Raw genomic sequence first — 20,949 nt, forward strand, 5'->3', positions numbered from 1 at the left:
GTGATTTCGAGCTTCTGATTGGGCAAGGTCCGGAGGGGGATAATGAAGACTCCTGCGGGATGAACATGATCGGTGAGACCCCGGAGAGCTTTAGCTCGAGGAGGCTCAGCACATGCCCGCGGAAAGCAAATTATCCCCCGCAGGACCTTTCCTCTCATAAAATATCTCGAAACTGAGTCTTCAACTAAACGGCTCTTTAGCGTAATAAGCCCCTAATAAAAAAGCAACAATTCCTTTTAAGAGAGCCATGCAACAAACATAAAAAAAACACCGGTAGATTATACCGGTGTTAGCATTTGTTGCTATTCTTGAAAATATACCATTTTTCCATCAATCATGGTCCATATGGGCTGAGATAGATATTCGAAAGGATGGCCGCTCCATAAAACTAAATCAGCGTCTTTACCTTTTTCAATGGAACCTACACGGTCATCCACTCCCAGGTTTTTGGCAGGGGTGATAGTAATGCCCCTTAGAGCATCCTCAATTTCCATCCCTTCACGAGCAGCAAGAGCTGCGCATATATTCAAATATTGAATAGGTGTATAAGGGTGATCGGTGGTAATCGATACTTTTATGCCGTGATCATGTAATATCTTATAAGTCTGCCACGTTTTATTACGCAGTTCGATTTTAGAGGCGCGGGTGAAAGTAGGACCTACCGAGACCTGTAAATCTCTAAAGGCAAGCTGGTCTGCGATCAAGTGGCCTTCTGTACAATGTTCAATTCTGAGATCCAGATTGAATTCTTCTGCGAAACGAACGGCTGTCATAATATCATCCGCGCGGTGCGCGTGGATTCGGACCGGGATTTCTCTGTTCAGAGCTTTGAGAATGGGCTTGACTCTTAGGTCAGGTTCCGGTTCTTTCATAGCCGCATAAAACGTTTCACGGAGTTTCCCCATTATTCCAAGGCGTGTAATCGAGGCATTTTTTGATTGGGAGTGGATCCGCTTCGGGTTTTCGCCCAGCGCCAGCTTTAAACCGGCTATTTCTTTAAGGATCATCCCGTTTATCGTATGACCGACCGTTTTGATAACCGCTGTCGTGCCTCCGATCATATTCGCGCTTCCTGGCATAATATGCGCGGTGGTTACACCGGCCTTTCGAGCAGAGAAGAAGGCGGGGTCTAAAGGATGGGCGCCGTCAATGGCCCGCAAATGCGGAGTAATCGCTTCAATGGTTTCATTGGCATCACTGCCTGCCCATCCTGTTCCTTCATCATACAGTCCTAAATGAGTGTGAACATCTATAAACCCTGGATATAAATCCATCCCTTTTCCATCAATATACTCGGCTTGCTCTGGCAGAGGGATGTCCCTGCCAAAATCATTAATTTTTCCATCCACAATGTGCAATTTCGCGTCCTTAATGGAAGGGGAAGTGACAGGATGGATGGTAACATTCGTAATAACGGTATTCATTCAACATACAGCCTTTCAAATAGTATTACTAACTATTATACTGGAATTTATTAGTTTAGAGCACAAAAAGAACGAAGCTTTTTAAAACTTCGTCTTTTTTTCTCCTTATTGTTGCACAATCGATTGAAGGGCGGGCTTTAAATCAGGGTATTTAAACGTGTATCCATGAGCGAGCGCTTTTTTAGGAATGACGGACTGACCATCTAAAAGTAATATACTCATTTCACCGAGGCCGGCTTTTAGAGCGAAAGAGGGAGCGGTCAACCAATGAGGGCGATTCATCACTTCACCAAGTGTCTTTCCGAAATCTTTATTTCTTGAAGGGTTTGGAGCCGTGCCATTCACAGGACCTTGTAAATCAGAATCGTGAATAGCGAAATCAATCAGTCCGGCAACGTCATCCACATGAATCCATGACATCCACTGTTCGCCTGAGCCGACATTACCGCCAACCATTAGTTTGTAAGGGATCATCATTTTAGGTAAAGCACCTTCTTCACCCAGGACAATACCAAAACGTACATAAACCGTTCGGACGCCTTTTTCCTTAGCTTGAGAAGCACGTTCTTCCCATTCGGTAACTACATTAGCCAGGAAGTCATTTCCAGGGGTTGTCGTTTCTTCCGTAAAGGTCTTCGTTTTAGAACGTCCATAGTAACCAACGGCTGAGGCATTCACGAGGACATGTGGTTTTTCGGGAAGTTGGTCAATCAAATCGAGTACGCCTTCTGTGGCTTGAATACGGCTGTCGAGAATAGAACGTTTTCTTTCCTCTGTCCAACGGCCGCTGTTCAAAGATTCTCCCGCTAAATTTACGATGGCATCAATCTTAGGCAAATCTTTTTCGGGATGATGCTCCTCTTTTAACCAGCCTACATGGGTGATTTGACTCGTATCCTGATGCTTCTCAGGACTACGGGTCAATATGTAAACGTTGTGACCATCTTCAGCCAAATGGTTGGATAAGTGACTGCCTACAAAACCTGTGCCTCCGGTAACGGCTATGTTCATAAATAATTCCTCCTTCAAATACTTTCGTTCCCATTATTTTACTAAATGGTTTCCATAAAAGCGATTCTTTTCGCTGAACGGTAAATCCAAATCATGCTAAACTATGAAGAAAAGGGAGAGTTAGGATGGCGAAACTTACTAAGATTACCACTCAAAAGAAAAATAAAGGACGCTACAATATCTTCTTAGATCATGGTCAAGGGGAGGCTTACGGATTCAGTGTCAGTGAAGAGATTCTGATCGAATACCGCCTTCAAAAGAATATGGAACTGGATGAATCGACCATTCAAGCGATGATTCAAACAGACACGATCCATAAATCCTATACCCTTGCCATCAACTATTTAAGCTATCGAATGCGTTCAGAGAAAGAAATCAGAGATTATTTAGATGAGAAAGAGGTAGATGAGGAGCACATTGATGAGATTGTCTCCAGATTATATAAGGAAAAACTGCTCGACGATCAGGAGTTTGCAAATTCTTTGGTTCGAACGCGTGTGATGACCTCAAGTAAGGGGCCGCTTCTTGTGAAAAAGGAATTGATTGAAAAAGGGGTCCAGGCTTCTCAGGCAGACGCTGCTCTTGAACACTATCCTTTCGACGAACAATATAATAAAGCTATGAAATTCGCAGAAAAGAAGTTAAAAAGCGATAAGAAGAAATCCGCTCGCCAGCAGATTCAAAATGTCCAGCAGACGCTGATGCAAAAAGGCTTTAGCGGAGATGTTGTAAAAGAGGTATTATCTGACCTCCCGGAGGAAGAAAGTGAAGATGAGCAGTGGGAAGCGGTCGTTTACCAGGGAGAGAAGTTACTCCGGAAATTTGCCCATAAAGCAGAAGGATATGAATTAAAACAAAAGATCAAGACAGGTTTGTACCGTAAAGGATTCTCGTTTGACTTAATTGAACGGTTTTTAGATGAATATGTGGAAGAGTAAGTAGAGAAAGTAAGTCCTGGCTTTCTATAGAACCTAATTCTACGCGGGGATCGTTTCAGATTAGTAAGACTTGCTGAGAGTGTGAGTGATTAGGTGAAAATAGCTAAAAGGTTTGTATTTATACCTTCAATTACCCTGGTCATTTTTTTCTTGTTATCGACTATAGCAGACTAATATTGGTTTTTATCTTCCTTTTTTTTGATGGCTTTGACATTCACTTTTGGAATCATTTCAATTAAGGAACTGATATTTTTTTGGAAAGATCTAGATACAGGTGAATTTAGGTGGACAGGTTTGATAACAGAACTCCCTCTTTTAATTTGCACTATTTATTTTACAATCAAACCAATGTAAATAAGTTATTCAACAATAGGACCGGATTGTGGAAGACTCAGTTTCGAGAATTGTTTTTTAGTTAAGGTCCTGCGGGGACGATTCGCTTTCCGTGGGCATGTGCTGACCCTTATCAAGATAACGCTTTTCGGGGTCTCACCGATCATGTTTATTCCACAGGAGTCTTCATCGTCCCCCTCCGGACCTTGCCGAATCAAATGCTCGAAACCACTTCATACATCACCTGCGTAATGAGGAATGAGACCATGTGGTTTTGTGCCTGTTTTCAGGATGTAACTACTACAATAGCCTATCATTAAAGCATTTGTTCCAGATTAAGTAGGAGAATCTTTCTCATCTGGAAGGGTCCGTTCACTTGGAATGGTTGGGTTGGTGGGGAAATGAGGAGACTCCCGCAGGAGAAGGATCTAGGTGAGACCCCACAGGGAGTGAAACGACTGAGGAGGCTCTTGGCAAAAGGAGGATCGACTAAAGTCGCCACGTCCTGTGGCAACGTCGATCGACCCTACATCCTGCAGGGCCACAGGAAAGCGAGTTATTTCCCAACCAACCCTACTCCTTTCTAGGCAACGGACCCCAACTATCTCGAAACTGAATTTTACACAAACGGGAGCTATTCTATAAGAATTAATTTAGATATTTAATTGAGGGCATAAGAAAAAAGTACTTGATTAACTTAAAAAGAATTTTCGTATATACTATTAAAAGGTGACAAAAGCACTATAATCATGCGGAGGCGACCTATGATTTATAAGCGATATACATATCAGATAAGGCCCGAACAATATGAACCATGTACACGTTTTTTTCACGAATACATATTGCCCGCTCAATTAGGTCATGGAGCACGTCTAATCGGGAGGTATGTGACAACGACGCGCGATGAAATTACATCTATATGGGAGTATGATTCCTATGAGGAATACGAAAGGATCACGGAAAACGTGAATGCCTCAGAGCTTTATCATACGGCCTCTCAAAGAAAAGAAGAAATAAGTCCACTATTTGAACAGGTCAAGGAAGACTTTATTGAAAGTACTGGAGATTACCATTTCACTAAGCATATCGTATCGGTTTCTGCCTACATCACCAATGAAAAGGGAGAGCTGCTGCTTGTGAAAAACGAACACCGGAATGATACATATGAAATGCCAGGAGGAAGAATGGAAAAAGGTGAAAGTCTGGAAGGAGCGATCCGGAGAGAAATTTATGAAGAAACGGGAGTCCATGCTCACATAGAAGGGATCACAGGCGTTTACCACAATATGAGCCAGGGAATCGTGTGCATTGTTTTTAAAGGAAGGTATAAGGGTGGGCATTTGAAAATCTGCCCTGGTGAGACGGAAGAGGTCATGTTTCAGGATTTATCACAAGTAGAGTTAAACGAACTGGTAACAAGAGATCAATTTATAACCAGAATCAAAGACGCCAGGGATAGACAAGGAGTAGCGGTTGAAAGTTACTATGTAAGACCGTATGAACTTCTCCACCGAATGGAAGAATAATAAAAGCTGCTGACTAATAAAACGTCAGCAGCTTTTAATCTTATAATAATCCTTTTTTCTCTAAATCTTCAATCGCTTCATGCACGTGGTCTACAATTGTATTAGCTTTCTCCTGCACCTCTGAATGAGCCGTGGACATCACGTAATTGTGAGGAGTAAGTTCGAACATGGCTAAGTCATTAAATGAATCTCCAACACAGGCGACTTCGTGAGGCTGTATTCCCAGTTCTGAGATTAATGAATGCAGCCCGCTGCCTTTATTAATGGACTTTGGCATAATATCTACACAAGTCTCATGAGAGATGAAGCTGTCTGTTCTTTCGCCAAAAGCTTCATCGATTCTCTTGTAGGCGGCGATCACATCGTCTTCTTTCCCGTGCAAAGTAATTTTCGACGGAGCGATGGTTGTACCGAACTGATCGGCCATTTGAGGTTCAACAATAATGTCGTGAAACAATTGTTCAGAAATCTTATCAATCCATTCATTGTGTTCCTTCGTAAAGGTCTTATCAGAAGTTGAAACGGTCTTTATCATAGGCTCTTGCTCAATGTGAGACATAACCTTTCTGGCCAGATCGCCTTCAAAAGTTTTAGAATGAATGTGTTCATCCGCTTCATTGTAAACAAAAGCTCCATTTTGACTAATGCGGTGTCCCGGTACTTTGAGACGGTTCAGCACTTCTTTTATCTCGTGGTCCATGCGTCCGGAGGCAACCGTTAGAGGAGTACCTTGTTCGACCATCCGTCTCAGCGCATCTATATCTTCATTTTTAATATAGTGGTCCATTCCGAGTAATGTCCCATCAAGATCACTGACAAACAGTTTAATCATGGATGAGGCTCCTTTCCTTTATCCTACCTGTAATACTTTTTTACACCCTAATGATTGTACATGACGTAAGCGCTTTTAGACAAAGGAAAATATCTGAACGAGAGTGATCTTGTAAAATAAACATAAGAACTATAGGATAGAGAAACAGCCACTTGAAACCGTTTTTATAATAGAAGTGAACTATTAGGATTTTTAGGAGGGAGGATAGAATGGAGCAGAACGTAGTCATTAAGAAAATCTTAAACAATAATGTGATTATTGCAGAGCACCCTTCCTATGAGGAAGTCGTATTAATTGGAAAAGGGATTGGCTTTAATCGAAAAAAAGAGGATTCGGTTTCTTTCAGCAAAGCGGATAAGACGTTCCTTTTGAGTAATGAAAAAGAAAAGCAGCAATATGTTGATCTGATCCCGCACATCGACGAAGAACTCATTGATTTTACGAATGATATCTTGTTTCATATTGAAAAAAGGATGGGGGAAGAGCTGAACCAGCATATCCACGTGGCTCTAACAGACCACTTAGCTTTTGCAATTAATCGGGCTAAGAAAAACATGCAATTTTCGAATCCTTTTCTGCAGGAGATTGAATCGCTTTATCCTAAGGAGTACCAGATCGCTATGGAAGTCGTAACCATGATTTATGACAAACTGGGTATACAATTCCCGGAAGGCGAAATCGGCTTTATTGCGCTTCATATTCATAGTGCGGTCACGGATAAAACGCTGCGGGAGATTAATCGGCATAATCAGCTCATCAACCAATTAGTCCAGCTGGTTGAAGATACAATGAAGGTCACGATTGATAGGAAAAGTATTGATTACCACCGCCTGGTACAGCATTTGCACCGGGCAATTGATCGCGTTCATCAGGGAGAAAGTGTGGGGGAAGAAATTCGGCTCACAAACATGTTGAAAGAAGAATACCCTGTGTGCTATAATTTAGCTTGGAAGTTGATAAAAGTGATGCAAAAGTGGCTTAAGAAGCCAGTGGATGAATCAGAAGCTATATATCTGACGATTCATTTACAACGATTAACCCATAAATCCTAACGTTACGTGTTACTGACACGATCAGGCATGAGTATCGGAAGATTTCGCGGTTATCATACGGGTGTAGTGTACCCAATGATAGCTGATTAATCTTCTATACTCATGCCTTTTTTATTGCTCTTTTGGAATGATTCGCGTCTTATGTGACGCTTTCATTTTTAAAATAAATGTAACCGTTTTATCTGTTAGGAAGCAAAGTCAGTTTTGGATCACAATTTATAATTAAGGAGGAAATCACATGTTCAAAAATGCTTTTGGAACGTTGCAAAAAGTAGGTAAAGCCCTTATGACGCCTGTAGCTTTGCTGCCGGCTGCCGGGATCCTGCTTGCTTTTGGTACAAGCTTTGCTCAGGACAGCTTTGTTGAAAAAGTACCTTATTTTGGTACCCCATGGGTCCAAACCTTGTTAGAGGTTATGGCCGAAGCGGGTGGTGTAGTCTTTTCTAACTTACCGCTTTTATTTGCGGTTGGTGTTGCGATTGGTTTAGCTAAAGGTGACGGGGTCGCCGGATTAGCCGCTATTATTGGTTACTTAATTATGAACGTCGTTATGGGTGTACTCGGGAACGTGGACGCCGATATGACCTCAGACCCTGCGTATGCCGAAGTCCTCGGTATTCCTACCTTGCAGACCGGGGTTTTCGGGGGGATCATAGTCGGGATACTCGCCGCCTTCCTGTATAATAAGTACTTTAATATTGAATTACCTCAGTTTTTAGGATTCTTTGCAGGAAAACGATTTGTTCCGATTATCACAGCTTTTACGTCTTTATTCTTAGGTATCATTATGCTTTGGGTATGGCCATTTGCACAGGCTGGATTAAATGGTTTGTCCCACTTAATGCTTGAAGGAAACCAGACAATTTCTGCTTTCTTCTTTGGCTTAATTGAAAGATCATTAATTCCGTTTGGTCTGCACCATATTTTCTATTCACCGTTCTGGTTTGAGTTTGGAAGCTATACCAATGCAGCCGGCGAAATTGTTCGCGGCGACCAGACGATTTTCTTTGAACAGCTGAAAGATGGAGTAGATTTCACGGCAGGAACATTTATGGTTGGTAAGTTCCCGTTTATGATGTTCGGGCTTCCAGCTGCAGCGCTCGCTATTTATCACACGGCGAAACCGGGACGTAAAAAAGTTGTCGGCGGTATTATGGCTTCTGCTGCTTTGACTTCTTTCTTAACAGGAATTACAGAGCCGATCGAATTCTCATTCTTGTTCGTAGCTCCTGTCTTATTTGGTATTCACGCTGTATTCGCCGGCCTTTCTTTCATGACTATGGAAATCTTAGGAGTGAAAATCGGTCAGACCTTCTCAGGTGGACTGATTGACTTTATCCTATTTGGAGTTCTTCCAAACCGTACCGACTGGTGGTGGGTCATCATCGTTGGACTGATCTTCTCTGTCATTTACTACTTTGGCTTCCGCTGGGCGATTCTTAAGTTTAACTTAGCTACGCCGGGACGTGAAGATGAAGCAGATGACGAAGAAGACCAAGGTGAAGTAGGAGATCTTCCGTATGAAATCCTGCAAGCTATGGGTGGTAAGGAAAATATCTCCCACTTAGATGCTTGTATTACACGACTACGCGTTTCCGTAAACGATAAAGAGAATGTAAATAAAAATAGACTTAAAAAACTTGGCGCTTCCGGCGTTATGGAAGTAGGAAACAATATTCAGGCGATCTTCGGTCCGGTTTCCGATACACTTCGTGGACAGATGCAGGACATTATTGATGGCAAGACGCCTCGTTCCCGTGAAGATGTCGCAGAAATTGTAAATGAGGAAAAAGCCGCTCAAGCTCCTGTATCAAAAGGTGAACTTAACTTCATCAGCCCGATAAAAGGTAAAGTTATGCCGATTACAGACGTGCCTGATCAAGTGTTCTCTGGTAAGATGATGGGGGATGGCTTTGCAATTGACCCGCAAGATGGTAAGATAGTTTCGCCGGTAAACGGTAAAATCCTTAATATTTTCCCTACCAAACATGCGATTGGAATAGAAGCCGAGAACGGAATGGAAATTCTTGTTCATATCGGAATCGATACCGTAAGCTTGAAGGGAGAAGGCTTTACAGCACTTATTTCCGAAGGCGATGAAGTGAAACAAGGCCAGGCGATAATGGAAGTGGATTTAGATTACATTAGAAATAATGCTACATCCGCTATTACGCCGATTGTATTCACCAATTTAGCCGAAGGGCAAGAAGTTCGTGTTAAAGCCTCTGGAGAAGTGCAGCATAACGATCCGGATATTATTGAGATTACAAAATAATATTTAAAAAAAGGAGATATCGTCATGAAGGAACATTCTATGAAAATAACTGCGGCTGACGGCGTACACGCTCGTCCAGCAACAGCACTTGTACAAGTAGCTGGAAAGTATCAATCCGAAGTGAACCTTGAATATAAAGGGAAATCCGTCAACATGAAATCCATTATGGGTGTAATGTCTTTAGGTATTCCAAAAGGTGCAGAGATTAAATTCACCGCTGAAGGTTCTGATGAAGACGAAGCTGTAGAAGCTGTTGCAGCTAAAGCGAAAGAAGAAGGTCTTGGCGAGTAAGACCTCATGAATAAAGGAAGAAGCTGGTCCATTGGGCCAGCTTCTTTTTTTCTTATCCTGAATATTTTCTTTAACAGTTGGAAGGTGCTGACTTAATCTCAGGTGTCCTACTGCGCAATTGAGGAGAGGCACGGCGCAATTGAGGAGAGGCACGGCGCAATTGAAGTGGGGCACGGCCCAATTGAAGTGAGGCACGGCCCAATTGAAGTGAGGCACGGCCCAATTGAAGTGAGGCACGACCCAATTGAAGTGGGGCACGGCCCAATTGAGTTAGCTCACGGCGCAATTGAGGTGTACCACGGCTCAATTTAGTTGGCTCACGGCTCAATTAAGATGACGCACCGCACGTTCGGAGCTTATCATTCACGTTAAAAACAGTGATTTAACACTGCCGAATACAAAACAAATAAAAAACCTCGCAAAATGCGAGGTAAGTTCGAAGCTTACTGGTCGATAACAATTTCTTTACGTCCATCATCTTCGTTATAAATTTGTTCAGCTACGCCTTCCGGTCCCTTTAGCTGATCGGGATTGGAGACGTGAGTGGACTCCTTCCAGAAAGGTGTATTCATGCCGCCCATAAAGACGGAAGTGGCGGTCAAAGGCTCTTCTTCCCACTCTTTCTGCAGACTCTCTGTAAATCCTTTAACGGCAAATTTACTGGCACAATAGACACTTTCATTTTTCTTCCCGCGCAGTCCGGCCGTAGAGATAATGTTCAGTACTCGTCCATTTGCTTCCTTTAGTTTAGGATAGGCGGCTTGTGTCACTAACATGGTACCGCGAACATTTGTCGTCCACATGTCATCCATTTGCTGTTTCGTGTACGTATGGAGTTCGCCAAATATTCCAAGCCCGGCATTATTGATCAGGACATCTAAATCATCGACCTGACGTAATGCCTCCGAAATAGAGGCTGGTTCCGTCACATCACAGACAATAGCCTCTGCCTGTCCTCCTTTTTCTTCAATTTCACTCTGTACTACTAATAACTTTTTCTCTGTGCGCCCAGTAACGATGACTCTGTATCCGGCAGCTCCGTACTGGTGGGCCAATGCCCTGCCTAGTCCTGATCCGGCGCCAGTAATGAATACGGTACTCATGAACCTCTCTCCTTGATTATCTTTTGTATATCATTATTCATTGTGAAGAAAGCCTGATAAAATGTAAAGAAAGGCGTAACATCCTTTTAGTATGTAAGGTTTTGAGGAGGAATAGAATGGAACGTCGATTTAGTGATATGAGTCAGGAAGAATTAAGGCAGGAAATTGCTGACTTGACGGAGAAAGCGCAGAAAGCTGAACAATTCGGCATGGTTAATGAGTTTGCGGTACATGAGCGTAAAATCATCATGGCTAAATCATATATGATCAATCCGCAGGAATTTGGACCGGGGGAACTTTATGAAATAGAAGGTGATCCTGAGAACACCTTTTATATTCAGTATATGAACGGAGTTTTCGCATGGGGGTACCGCCGCAATCAAGCCGGCGTTAAAGTGACGGAAGAATCAGAAGAGGCTCTTCCAATATCCATGTTAGGACAAAAAATAGAGAATTAGAAAAAACAGCGCGCGAATGATCGCGCGCTGTTTTTTTACATGCGTTTTTTAGCTTGAACTTCAGTAATGATATCAGACTGCGTTTGTTCTGTTTCGCCATTTACTTTATTACTTAAGTGTTTAACGCCTCTATGAGCGTAAAAAGGCGATGCACTTGGTCTAAAGTTTTTCTTACCCACGGCGATTCCTCCCGATTTGGTTAACGTCACGTTCTCTGGACTTAGCCGCCCGCTCTTGCGGCTGGTTATTAATGGTTCCATTTGGACGTAAAGCGAGCATATCGCTTTGATCATCCGGTGAGTGTGTCATTTTTACATTCGGAAAGTTTTTAGACTTATTACGCATTGGATACCCTCCTGTTGTCCCTTTGTGGGGGACAATTATAGTATGTGCAGGTGCGTAGTAAGTATGTGATACAATGAGGTTGTAATCCTTGGTAAAGTTGAGGTGAATCACACAATGAATGAAATATTTGAGCGATTAGCTGATCAGCTCTATTATAAAAATGGTCATATGACGATAGAAGAAGCAAGAACCTGGGTGGAGTTACTATGGGAAGACTTTGATTCCACAAGGGCAAAGGCTGGGCACGATTATCAAGGCAAGCAAGTGACTGAACAGATTGTCACCCGCTGGATTGAAAACTATGGACCCAAGCTTCATGAATATGTCGCTACAAATCCTAAATACCAGGAACTTTTTGAGAAAAAAAGACGCATGCATTGATAAAGAAAAGAGCCGTGCTGTTTTAATAGCACGGCTTTTAAAGTGATTTAACCTTTAGACTCAGGAATCGGACTAACCTTATCCTGAAGCTTTTCTTCCGTAAACACCCATCCGGTGTAGGAATTTAATATCTTTAAGTTATCTCCATGTTCATCATCAATCTGGGCAAGGGCAACGAATGGATAGCGGCCTTTAGAACGATAACGTAAGTCAATGAAGCGTACTTCTGTGTACTCATCAAAATAGGTGATTTCATAGCGGTACACAGGAGAAAAGGATAAAAACGCTTTGATATTATGATCTGTTAAAGCCTTTTGTACCACAGGATCCTCATAATCAATCGGTTTATTTATGAATTTATCCAGTATGGTGATATGGCCGTTTTCTGCACGTCCTACATAATAATTCGTAGGTGTAGTGATGGCTATTCTCCAGATGTTCTGCTGGATGGTCGGAGATGTAGCGATTTGTTCGACCTGGTCGAAATTTTCATTAATTAATCGAACCATTTCCCGTTTATCAAAATACCGTTTGACATAGTAAACGGCGATAACAAAATAGATCAAGAGCCACATCAAACCGGGATCCGCCCCTAGATTCCATGCTACAATTCCGGCAAGATGCATAATGAAAATGTAAGGGTCAAATGTGTTGATAAATCCATAAGCCACCCACCTGTTGGTAAAGGGCCGGTAAGCCTGAGTTCCATATGCATTGAAAATATCCACGAAAACGTGCAAGATAACAGCTAGGAAAGTCCATAGCCATAGATGCAGAAAACTCACTTCAGGGGTGAATAAATAGATGAGGCTCGGAATACTTAGTCCCCACAAAAGGACCGCGGGAACGGAGTGGGTAATTCCTCTATGGTGTCTGATATAGGTCGCATTATCTTTTAACTTCAATACAGTATCACAATCGGGGGCTTGAGAACCGACTAAGGTCCCGATTAATACGGCATTGAACAAGGCAGGGTCGGATTGGACGACTGGATCAAGTGTAGCGATCCCTCCTAGTGCCACACCCATGACCACGTGTGTGCCGGTGTCCATGATGATTCCTCCTTTGGGCCAGCCATTCTACTAGTAGTTTATCACGAAGGAAGTTGATCCATGAAAAATTTAGAAAGAGTCCAGCAAATTATTCAAAATTTCGATCGAGAATTATTTAGACAGAATCTTATTCAATGGTTTAGAAATGAACAACGGGTTTTACCCTGGAGAGAAAACCAGGATCCTTATCGTGTGTGGGTATCAGAAATTATGCTCCAACAAACCCGTGTCGATACAGTCATTCCGTATTTTAATAACTTTTTGACGAAATTCCCAACGCTAGAAGCCCTGGCAGAGGCAGACGAACAGGAAGTGCTCAAGGCGTGGGAGGGTTTAGGTTACTATTCCCGTGCTAGAAATCTGCAAAACGCAGTAAGAGAAGTTGTTGAGGAATATCAAGGAGTGGTTCCTTCAGAACCGGAGGAAATTGCAAAGTTAAAAGGTGTAGGCCCTTATACCAAAGGGGCGATCTTAAGTATTGCATATGACAAGCCTATTCCGGCTGTAGATGGAAATGTCATGCGGGTACTATCCCGGATTTTGCATGTGGAAGAAGATATTGCGAAGCCAAGCACAAAAAAACTATTTGAAGAACTCATAACAGAACTGATTTCCCATGAGGATCCTTCTTCATTTAACCAGGGTCTAATGGAGCTTGGGGCATTGGTATGTACACCGAAAAACCCGTCTTGCCTACTCTGTCCAATTCAGGAGCAATGCCGCGCTTTTGAACAGGGGATTGAAGAGGAACTGCCGATTAAATCCTCAAAGAAAAAACAAAAGAAAGCCCCTTATATGCTGCTGTTGATTCAAAATGAGCAGAGGGAGGTCCTCATTGAGCAAAGACCCTCAAGTGGTCTCCTTGCTTCATTGTGGCAGTATCCCATGGTACCACTTGGGGATGTAGACCGGGAATCAGCTCCGCATTGGTTTTACGGGGAATACGGTTTAACAATTGAGTTAAAAGAAACGAAACAAACCATCAAGCATGTATTTTCTCATTTAATTTGGGAAATGGAAGTCGTAACAGCGGAAATCATCGGTGGTGAACTTGACCATGAGCGAGCCCGCTTTGTAACCCTGGATGAAAGGAACGACTATCCATTCCCAGTTTCTCACCAAAAAGCTCACAAATATATTAACCCATAAATGTAGAAGCGTCGCTCGTCCAAACAGCTTCCCGCTGTTGAAGACCTCCGCGGCGCTTTATTTCTTCATTGATTTCCCTCAATATGGTAACTCCTTCAGAATTTAGGTACGGAGCGGTTTGAGATAAAGCATAATGGAAATAACCAAGCTCTCCATCCTTCCAATCCTGCTTTGATTCCATGGATAAACGCGTAAAATCTCTTCCTTCATACAATTGAAATCCCTCCTCGATTTACTTTGTGTTGATTTGGTTGAGCCATACCCGTCAATAAAAGGAATTCGGGACTTTAGGCACCCTCGAAGGAATAGTTAACACACTTGTAATAAAAATGTAATATAGTTTTGTTAATATAGTAGTACCAAAGGTTCAGGAGAATGTGTCGTGTTTTGTTTATGTTTAGGACTATTTACTTTTTTATCAATTTTGTGAATAATTAGTTTCAGAAAGTAGATCAAAAAAATACATATGGAACAGAGGGATGAAGAATGGATAAAAAAAGATGGACAGCAGCGGTCTGCGGCAGCTTAGCAGGTGCCTTGCTTTGGGGCACAGCTGTATTTGCAGAGGAAACTCACCAAGTAGAATCTGGAGATACATTATGGAGAATTAGCCAAAAGTATGAGGCGTCCGTTACTGAGCTTAAATTATGGAATGATCTCTCATCTAATGTCATTTATGTGGGGCAGCAATTAATTGTTGATAAGACAAAAACCTCAACCATAGAAGACTCAGATTCTCCATCATCTTCGAGCGCTCGTACATATACGGTTAAAAGCGGCGATTCTTTATGGGCGATTGCGAATAAGCACGGGATGTCTGTATCAGCACTAATGAATGTAAATCATCTTTCCAGCGCAACGATTTACCCCAATCAAAAATTAAAGGTAAGTGGAAACTCCTTCCCTGAAGATTCGGTTTCTTCATCCAATTTGACCACCCCAGAACCCGTATCCACCTTTTCAAGTACAAGTTTGATCCAGGAAGCTAAGAAATATTTAGGAACTCCTTATCAGTGGGGAGGAGAGTCACCTTCGGGATTTGATTGCAGCGGTTTTCTACAGTACGTTTTTGCTAAAGAGGGGATCCGTATTCCGAGAACAGTGGCTTCTATTTATGCTCACTCCAGCTTAGAATCCGTGAGCCATTCTAATCGTCAGCCGGGAGACCTTGTTTTTTTTGAAACTTACAAACCAGGAGCTTCTCACGCTGGAATATATCTTGGAAATAACCAATTTATTCATAGTGGATCTACATATGGCATATCCATTGCCACTCTGACCAGTAATTATTGGTCGTCCCGCTATATCGAAACAAAAAGAATAATGAATTAACAGCTTGGCACCAAAGGCGCTTCTCCTCGAAGAAGCGCCTTTTTTCATGGAACTGAAAAAAATAATTTATTTTTAGAATGAAAACAAAGAGAAGTGTACACAATAATCTTTGCGGAGGTGATAAACATGGCTAAGCAACCAAAACAAAACAAAACAGCTGCTGGTACAGACAAAAAACACGTTAAACAACAGAACCAACAAGCTGCTCAACAAAATCAGAACCAACAATATGGTGCTGAATTTGCATCTCAAACGGATGCTCAACAAGTACGTGAGCAAAACCAACAATCTCAGGCTAAGAAAAAATAACCTGATTGATGGTTAAGGCTTGTCCAGGCTGTTTTATTAGCCTGTATCAATCCCCCGAATAAGAGAAGCCGCCAATTGGCGGCTTCTTTTTTTACGTAAATTTTTAAAGAGGTTAATTATTTTCATTCCTTTCCAATTGTAGTTATAATAGACAGAAGGCATGATCGGACTACAAAAGGGAAGGGGGATCAACATGCCCGGCCCAGAAGCAGGAAAGCGGATTGAAATTCAAAGTTACAAGCATAATGGATATCTCCATCGCGTTTGGGAAAGTACTACGGTTCTGAAGGGAACCCGCCATGTCATTATTGGTGCAAATGATCGGACGACTGTCACTGAAAGTGACGGGCGGAGATGGACGACACGTGAACCCGCGATCTGCTACTTTCACTCCAAATACTGGTTTAACATTATCGGTATGCTGAGAAATGATGGAGTATACTATTATTGCAATATCAGTTCTCCCTTTATATATGAGGATGAAATGATTAAATACATTGATTACGATTTAGACATTAAAGTGTTTCCGGATATGACCTATAAACTTCTCGATGAGGATGAATATGAAATCCACAAACGCAGAATGAATTATCCTCATGTGCTGGACCGGATATTGTATAATAACGTAGATATACTTATTCGCTGGATCCGCCAGAGAAAAGGGCCGTTTTCACCGGAATTTATTGATCAATGGTATGAACGCTATTTAACGTATAGGTAACGTCAGATGCGCACTTCTAGATAAGTGCGCATCCTTGTTGTTCGTAAGGTAAGGATAGGAAAGGAAGAAGGTGTTTCGTTTGGACAGTATTAAGCGCTATTTAAAGTTTGTAAAACCCTATAAGGGAAAGATTATCCTCACCGTACTTATAGGTGTCGTAAAGTTTTCGATCCCATTATTAATGCCTTTAATTACGAAATATGTAATTGATGATATTATCAACGCGGATTCGCTGGCCCAATCTGAAAAAATAGATCAGCTGTTATGGCTGATGGGCGGGGCTTTTTTCGTGTTTATGATTATACGCCCGCCTATTGAATACATTCGTCAGTATATGGCTCAGTGGATCGGAAGCAATATCCTCTATGATGTTAGAGAAAAGCTGTTTGATCATATTCAACGGCTCAGCCTGCGCTTCTATTCAAAAACAAAGACAGGCGAAATTATTTCCAGGGTTATTCATGATGTGGAACAGACCAAAACATTCGTCATTACCGGCCTAATGAATATTTGGCTCGATATGTTTACGATTGTCATTGCAATTATAATTATGCTTACGATGAATGTTTGGCTTACTCTTGTTTCGATTGCCCTTTTCCCGTTATACGGTTTTGCGGTCAAGTATTTCTATGCCAGGCTCCGTCACTTAACCCGTGACCGTTCTCAGGCGCTTGCTCAAGTCCAGGGTCACCTGCACGAACGCGTTCAGGGGATTCCGGTGACACGAAGCTTTGCGCTCGAGAATTATGAGCAGGACCAATTCGATGTGCAGAACAAAAACTTTCTTGATAAAGCCATTACGCACACGAACTGGAATGCTTACACATATTCTGTTACCAATACCATTACGGATTTGGCCCCGCTGCTTGTTATTGCCTTTGCGGGCTATCAAGTTATAACTGGTTCACTAACTATTGGTACAATGGTTGCTTTCACGGGCTATATGGAACGTGTATACAGTCCACTCCGCCGCCTGGTTAACTCTGCGACCGTTCTTACTCAATCGATTGCCTCTATGGATCGTGTGTTTGAACTCGTGGACGAAAAATACGATATCGTGGATAAACCAGGGGCCAAGAAACTGGAGAAAGTAAATGGCGACGTTTCAGTTGAGAATGTTTCCTTCAGATATGACGAAGGAGAACCGCTTGTACTGAATAAAGTCAGCTTAGATGTGAAACAAGGAGAAACGGTTGCTTTTGTTGGAATGAGCGGTGGAGGTAAGTCCACCCTGATCAGCCTGATCCCTCGTTTTTATGATGTTACAGAAGGCAGAATCATGATTGACGGTATGGACATTCGGGATGTAGAGGCCCGTTCCTTGCGGGATAAAGTTGGGATGGTGCTGCAGGATAATATTCTCTTTAGTGAATCCATCTCCATGAACATCCGTATGGGTAATCCTGATGCTACGGATGAAGAAGTCATCGAAGCGGCTAAAGCTGCAAATGCTCACGAATTCATCACGAATCTTTCAAATGGGTACGATACACTGGTTGGAGAGCGCGGTGTCAAATTATCCGGTGGCCAGAAACAACGGGTAGCTATCGCTCGTATTTTCTTAAAAAATCCACCGTTGCTCGTGCTGGATGAAGCGACCTCAGCGCTTGATCTGGAAAGCGAAAGTCTTATACAGGGTGCTTTAGAACGACTCGCTTCAGATCGTACTACCTTTATTGTCGCTCACCGCCTTTCGACCATTACACATGCGGATCGAATTGTGTTAATTGAAAATGGTGAAATTGTAGAAGTAGGTTCTCACCGTGAACTAATGGATAAACGCGGAAACTACTACAATCTATATCAAATGCAGGAGCTGGATGATAAACCAGGTTCCAAGGAATATTTACAAACTTAAAAGATACCATTGAAAAAAGGCTGAATCCTTCAGGGTTCAGCCTTTTTTGTGTGTTTCCTGATTGTGCTTGTGGCGGTATTTTGAAATAATGACACTTAATACAGCACAGGTCATTCGGAGGGGAGAGGAAAGCATGAGCATCGAAAATATTCTCATAGGAGTAGGGTTGGTTTTCTTATTCTTACTGATCTTCGCTATCTCAGCAGGGAAAAAGTAACACGCGGCGATATGCTAATTACATAAGGCTCTCTTAAAAATTTTAGTAGGGCCGGTTAGTTGAAGAATCTAGTTCGAGGTATTGGGTGGAGAAAGGGGCTCCATGGAATGACTCTCTTTCCGCGGGCATGTGCTGAGCTTCCTCGGACTTAACAGCCCTGCGGGATCTCACCGATCATGTTCATCCCGCAGGAGTCTTCGCCGTTCCCTTCCGCCCCTTTACGATCATGGAGAGATCGTTACGTAAAGGCCTGCATATGAGGAAGAATAACCTATGTGGTCAACTAAGCACCGAGTCTGTCTAGGGTGTAAACGCTGCTATAGAAGCATTTAAGACGATTTAAGGTTCCCGCTTTTTCTACTGGCAGGTTCCGTTCGCAAAATTATAGTTGGGTTGGTGGGGAAATGATGAGACTCCCGCGGGAGCAGGAGCGAGGCGAGACCCCACAGGGAGTGAAACGACCGAGGAGCATTCCTGTCACCTTTCAAAATGCAGAAATATCCTAGTAAATGCTATGTGCATAAAAAAAGTCCTCCTAGTACGATAGAGAGTGTCATGCATGACCTCTAAATTTACGACTAGAAGGAGACTTATATTATGGATTTTACACAAAACCGGAGACTTTCGCAAATTCACGAACAAACCCTGATCATCGGAGTCGATGTAGCCAAACACAAACACGTGGCGCGAGCGATTGATGATAGAGGGAGGGATTTAACCAAACGGTTAACCTTTTCCAATAACCTGGCCGGGTTTCAGGCGCTGTTGGCGTGGGGGAACGAGCTGGCTGCCCAACACCAGCGTCCCCATATTATCGTGGGAATGGAACCAACCGGGCATTATTGGCTTAACCTAGCTTACCAACTTAAAGCTGCAGGCCTTTTCCCCGTCGTGGTTAACCCTACAAAAGTCAAGCGATCCAAAGAACTGGACGACGACTCCCCTTCGAAAAATGATACGAAGGACGCCAAAGTGATCGCTCAAATCATTCGTGATGGGCGATACCACGAACCGTTATTACCGGAAGGGATCTTTGCCGAATTACGAGAAGGTATGAAACTGCACGACATGATCCAAGAGGACCTGTCGGCCCTTAAGGCTCGCATGCATAACGCCCTCGACCGGTATTTTCCCGAGCTCCTGGGCGTTTATGATAAATGGACGACCCAAACGGTTCTGTATCTATTGGAGAAGAGCTATCTCCCGCAAGACCTTTGCCAAAGATCTGAAGAAGACCTTCTTCAAGAACTGAAAACCCATGTTAATAAAAGCACAAGCAGGAAAAAGGTGAGAGACCTCCTTCAAGTGGCTGCTTCCAGTACAGGAGTGACGGTAGGGCTTTCCATGGCGCGCCAGGAGATCGATTATCTCGTGCATCAATATCGGGCATTGGTGTCGAGATTAGAGGCTCTTGAAGCTCAACTCGAAGAGTTGGTCCTCACTGTGCCTGGCGCGGACAAGATGATAGCGATCCATGGCGTTGGTCCGATGACCGTGGTGGCTTTCTTCGCAGAGGTCGGGGATCCAATGAACTACAGGGATCCCAAACAAATCATCAAACTGGCCGGGCTTAATTTAGCTAAAAATGAATCAGGGAAGTTCAAAGGGCAAACGACCATTACGAAGCGTGGCCGACGGCGACTGCGAACCATCCTTTACCTCGTCGCCCGTCCTTTAGCCCAGCACAACCCGGCGTTCCAAAAACTCTATGCCTATTACCGTAAGCGAACGGGGAACCAGTTGACAGGAAAACAAGCTTATATCGCTTTAGCTCGGAAACTCATCAGAATATTTTTTGTGATCAGGACACGTGATTGTTCCTTTAACGAGCACCGGATGATTCAGGATATTCCCCACCTTTCGGGGGGACAGAAAGCCGCGTAACGCCAACGTTTTATAGAAGCCGTCGCCTCTGTTTTTTGATGCAAGACTCTTACGAACGACAATCGAAGCACGGATAAGCCGGTTTTATTCCAAGCATGAGGGCAAAGACCCACCCGAGGAGCTTTTCCGGCATCCACACATGGTAGGTCGAACAAAGGAATGTGCGCGCATAGACGCCGAGAGACGTGGGAGGATTCACCACCATGTCGTTATGTGGACATCCAAATGTGCGATTATGAAATCGCCTAATAACTGGGAATAATACCTTTCCAGCGTATTGGAATAGTTCTATATATTCCAATATCAGCTATTCCTGGGTATGGATGTCATTCACGCAGCTTATCCTTTATTATGAGTAAGAGAAAACGAGAGAAAAACAGAGAAATTCGGCGTAATGCTTAAAACATTGAGGGAGGCTTGCCAGTTCCCCCGTAGGAAAGCGAGTTGTTTCCGTAGCC

22 protein-coding genes are annotated in these 20,949 nt (G+C 43.0%); 14 read left to right on the forward strand and 8 right to left on the reverse strand.

The features are described 5' to 3' along the window. Positions 1–302: 302 nt before the first annotated feature. Positions 303–1,424 (reverse strand): amidohydrolase, encoded by a 1,122-nt coding sequence (locus tag WAM07_RS07725; protein ID WP_422165914.1) that lies wholly within the window; start codon positions 1,422–1,424, stop codon positions 303–305. A 105-nt stretch (positions 1,425–1,529) separates the two neighbouring features. Continuing rightward, complete coding sequence (locus WAM07_RS07730) at positions 1,530–2,435, reverse strand: TIGR01777 family oxidoreductase (RefSeq protein WP_422165915.1); 906 nt, start codon at positions 2,433–2,435, stop codon at positions 1,530–1,532. Positions 2,436–2,560: 125 nt separating this feature from the next. Here WAM07_RS07730 and recX point away from each other — a divergent pair, with 125 nt between their 5' ends. Both recX and WAM07_RS07740 read left to right on the forward strand, forming a co-directional pair. Continuing rightward, on the forward strand, positions 2,561–3,373 hold the full coding sequence (gene recX, locus WAM07_RS07735; RefSeq protein ID WP_422165916.1) for a recombination regulator RecX: 813 nt from the start codon (positions 2,561–2,563) through the stop codon (positions 3,371–3,373). 1,097 nt (positions 3,374–4,470) lie between these two features. Further along, positions 4,471–5,232 carry an NUDIX domain-containing protein gene (locus WAM07_RS07740; protein WP_422165917.1) on the forward strand — a complete coding sequence of 254 codons (762 nt, stop codon included), beginning with the start codon at positions 4,471–4,473 and terminating at the stop codon, positions 5,230–5,232. 40 nt (positions 5,233–5,272) lie between these two features. Here the strand turns inward: WAM07_RS07740 and WAM07_RS07745 are convergent, their stop codons facing one another. Further along, entirely contained in the window at positions 5,273–6,064 is a 792-nt protein-coding gene (locus WAM07_RS07745; RefSeq protein WP_422165918.1) for an HAD family hydrolase, read from the reverse strand. Positions 6,065–6,273: 209 nt separating this feature from the next. Here WAM07_RS07745 and glcT point away from each other — a divergent pair, with 209 nt between their 5' ends. The 4 genes from glcT (at position 6,274) to WAM07_RS07765 (ending at position 9,994) form a co-directional block, all read left to right on the forward strand. Beyond that, a complete protein-coding gene (gene glcT / locus WAM07_RS07750; RefSeq protein ID WP_422165919.1) occupies positions 6,274–7,116 on the forward strand; it encodes a glucose PTS transporter transcription antiterminator GlcT in 843 nt (280 codons plus the stop codon). A gap of 238 nt (positions 7,117–7,354) precedes the next feature. Then, positions 7,355–9,391, forward strand: a complete 2,037-nt coding sequence (gene ptsG, locus WAM07_RS07755; protein WP_422165920.1) for a glucose-specific PTS transporter subunit IIBC — start codon at positions 7,355–7,357, stop codon at positions 9,389–9,391. A 24-nt stretch (positions 9,392–9,415) separates the two neighbouring features. Further along, positions 9,416–9,682, forward strand: coding sequence for a phosphocarrier protein HPr (locus WAM07_RS07760; RefSeq protein ID WP_422165921.1), 267 nt, complete (start codon positions 9,416–9,418; stop codon positions 9,680–9,682). Between the two features lie 102 nt (positions 9,683–9,784). Next, positions 9,785–9,994, forward strand: coding sequence for a hypothetical protein (locus tag WAM07_RS07765; protein ID WP_422165922.1), 210 nt, complete (start codon positions 9,785–9,787; stop codon positions 9,992–9,994). 131 nt (positions 9,995–10,125) lie between these two features. Here WAM07_RS07765 and WAM07_RS07770 read toward each other — a convergent pair whose 3' ends face one another. Next, entirely contained in the window at positions 10,126–10,785 is a 660-nt protein-coding gene (locus WAM07_RS07770; RefSeq protein ID WP_422165923.1) for an SDR family NAD(P)-dependent oxidoreductase, read from the reverse strand. Between the two features lie 116 nt (positions 10,786–10,901). Between WAM07_RS07770 and WAM07_RS07775 the strand changes: the two genes are divergently transcribed. Next, on the forward strand, positions 10,902–11,243 hold the full coding sequence (locus WAM07_RS07775; RefSeq protein WP_422165924.1) for a YfhH family protein: 342 nt from the start codon (positions 10,902–10,904) through the stop codon (positions 11,241–11,243). A gap of 35 nt (positions 11,244–11,278) precedes the next feature. Here the strand turns inward: WAM07_RS07775 and WAM07_RS07780 are convergent, their stop codons facing one another. Together WAM07_RS07780 and sspK are read right to left on the reverse strand one after the other, a co-directional pair. After that, positions 11,279–11,422: a YpzG family protein gene (locus tag WAM07_RS07780; RefSeq protein WP_158512348.1), complete on the reverse strand. Its 144-nt coding sequence runs from the start codon at positions 11,420–11,422 to the stop codon at positions 11,279–11,281. Continuing rightward, positions 11,415–11,588: a small acid-soluble spore protein K gene (gene sspK / locus WAM07_RS07785; RefSeq protein WP_087946046.1), complete on the reverse strand. Its 174-nt coding sequence runs from the start codon at positions 11,586–11,588 to the stop codon at positions 11,415–11,417. Before sspK ends, WAM07_RS07780 begins: the two co-directional genes overlap by 8 nt. A 114-nt stretch (positions 11,589–11,702) precedes the next feature. Between sspK and WAM07_RS07790 the strand changes: the two genes are divergently transcribed. Next, the gene (locus WAM07_RS07790; protein ID WP_422165925.1) at positions 11,703–11,969 is read left to right on the forward strand and encodes a YfhJ family protein; all 267 of its coding nucleotides are present in this window, start codon (positions 11,703–11,705) and stop codon (positions 11,967–11,969) included. A 47-nt stretch (positions 11,970–12,016) separates the two neighbouring features. Here the strand turns inward: WAM07_RS07790 and WAM07_RS07795 are convergent, their stop codons facing one another. After that, complete coding sequence (locus WAM07_RS07795) at positions 12,017–13,021, reverse strand: metal-dependent hydrolase (protein WP_422165926.1); 1,005 nt, start codon at positions 13,019–13,021, stop codon at positions 12,017–12,019. Between the two features lie 60 nt (positions 13,022–13,081). On the opposite strand from WAM07_RS07795, the gene mutY reads away from it, so the two are divergent. Continuing rightward, positions 13,082–14,170: an A/G-specific adenine glycosylase gene (gene mutY, locus WAM07_RS07800; RefSeq protein WP_422165927.1), complete on the forward strand. Its 1,089-nt coding sequence runs from the start codon at positions 13,082–13,084 to the stop codon at positions 14,168–14,170. Here mutY and WAM07_RS07805 read toward each other — a convergent pair. Further along, a complete protein-coding gene (locus WAM07_RS07805; RefSeq protein ID WP_422165928.1) occupies positions 14,160–14,384 on the reverse strand; it encodes a cytosolic protein in 225 nt (74 codons plus the stop codon). The genes mutY and WAM07_RS07805 overlap by 11 nt on opposite strands. A gap of 272 nt (positions 14,385–14,656) precedes the next feature. Between WAM07_RS07805 and WAM07_RS07810 the strand changes: the two genes are divergently transcribed. From WAM07_RS07810 to WAM07_RS07830, 5 genes are all read left to right on the forward strand, one after another. Further along, positions 14,657–15,502: a LysM peptidoglycan-binding domain-containing protein gene (locus WAM07_RS07810; protein ID WP_422165929.1), complete on the forward strand. Its 846-nt coding sequence runs from the start codon at positions 14,657–14,659 to the stop codon at positions 15,500–15,502. Positions 15,503–15,628: 126 nt separating this feature from the next. After that, a complete protein-coding gene (locus tag WAM07_RS07815; protein WP_014642320.1) occupies positions 15,629–15,811 on the forward strand; it encodes a gamma-type small acid-soluble spore protein in 183 nt (60 codons plus the stop codon). Between the two features lie 193 nt (positions 15,812–16,004). Continuing rightward, positions 16,005–16,532: a nucleoside tri-diphosphate phosphatase gene (locus WAM07_RS07820; protein ID WP_014642322.1), complete on the forward strand. Its 528-nt coding sequence runs from the start codon at positions 16,005–16,007 to the stop codon at positions 16,530–16,532. A gap of 79 nt (positions 16,533–16,611) precedes the next feature. After that, positions 16,612–18,390: an ABC transporter ATP-binding protein gene (locus WAM07_RS07825; RefSeq protein ID WP_422165930.1), complete on the forward strand. Its 1,779-nt coding sequence runs from the start codon at positions 16,612–16,614 to the stop codon at positions 18,388–18,390. Between the two features lie 814 nt (positions 18,391–19,204). Then, positions 19,205–20,491 carry an IS110 family transposase gene (locus WAM07_RS07830; RefSeq protein WP_422165931.1) on the forward strand — a complete coding sequence of 429 codons (1,287 nt, stop codon included), beginning with the start codon at positions 19,205–19,207 and terminating at the stop codon, positions 20,489–20,491. The last annotated feature ends 458 nt before the right edge of the window (positions 20,492–20,949 follow it).

This window comes from Halobacillus sp. (assembly GCF_049282395.1).
GTDB lineage: Bacteria > Bacillota > Bacilli > Bacillales > Halobacillaceae > Halobacillus.

Coding starts and splice junctions, on each gene's coding strand:
- WAM07_RS07725 (WP_422165914.1), bottom strand. CDS start 1,424: ATGAATACCGTTATTACGAATGTTACCATCCATCCTGTCACTTCCCCT.
- WAM07_RS07730 (WP_422165915.1), bottom strand. CDS start 2,435: ATGAACATAGCCGTTACCGGAGGCACAGGTTTTGTAGGCAGTCACTTA.
- recX (WP_422165916.1), top strand. CDS start 2,561: ATGGCGAAACTTACTAAGATTACCACTCAAAAGAAAAATAAAGGACGC.
- WAM07_RS07740 (WP_422165917.1), top strand. CDS start 4,471: ATGATTTATAAGCGATATACATATCAGATAAGGCCCGAACAATATGAA.
- WAM07_RS07745 (WP_422165918.1), bottom strand. CDS start 6,064: ATGATTAAACTGTTTGTCAGTGATCTTGATGGGACATTACTCGGAATG.
- glcT (WP_422165919.1), top strand. CDS start 6,274: ATGGAGCAGAACGTAGTCATTAAGAAAATCTTAAACAATAATGTGATT.
- ptsG (WP_422165920.1), top strand. CDS start 7,355: ATGTTCAAAAATGCTTTTGGAACGTTGCAAAAAGTAGGTAAAGCCCTT.
- WAM07_RS07760 (WP_422165921.1), top strand. CDS start 9,416: ATGAAGGAACATTCTATGAAAATAACTGCGGCTGACGGCGTACACGCT.
- WAM07_RS07770 (WP_422165923.1), bottom strand. CDS start 10,785: ATGAGTACCGTATTCATTACTGGCGCCGGATCAGGACTAGGCAGGGCA.
- WAM07_RS07775 (WP_422165924.1), top strand. CDS start 10,902: ATGGAACGTCGATTTAGTGATATGAGTCAGGAAGAATTAAGGCAGGAA.
- sspK (WP_087946046.1), bottom strand. CDS start 11,588: ATGCGTAATAAGTCTAAAAACTTTCCGAATGTAAAAATGACACACTCA.
- WAM07_RS07790 (WP_422165925.1), top strand. CDS start 11,703: ATGAATGAAATATTTGAGCGATTAGCTGATCAGCTCTATTATAAAAAT.
- WAM07_RS07795 (WP_422165926.1), bottom strand. CDS start 13,021: ATGGACACCGGCACACACGTGGTCATGGGTGTGGCACTAGGAGGGATC.
- mutY (WP_422165927.1), top strand. CDS start 13,082: ATGAAAAATTTAGAAAGAGTCCAGCAAATTATTCAAAATTTCGATCGA.
- WAM07_RS07810 (WP_422165929.1), top strand. CDS start 14,657: ATGGATAAAAAAAGATGGACAGCAGCGGTCTGCGGCAGCTTAGCAGGT.
- WAM07_RS07815 (WP_014642320.1), top strand. CDS start 15,629: ATGGCTAAGCAACCAAAACAAAACAAAACAGCTGCTGGTACAGACAAA.
- WAM07_RS07820 (WP_014642322.1), top strand. CDS start 16,005: ATGCCCGGCCCAGAAGCAGGAAAGCGGATTGAAATTCAAAGTTACAAG.
- WAM07_RS07830 (WP_422165931.1), top strand. CDS start 19,205: ATGGATTTTACACAAAACCGGAGACTTTCGCAAATTCACGAACAAACC.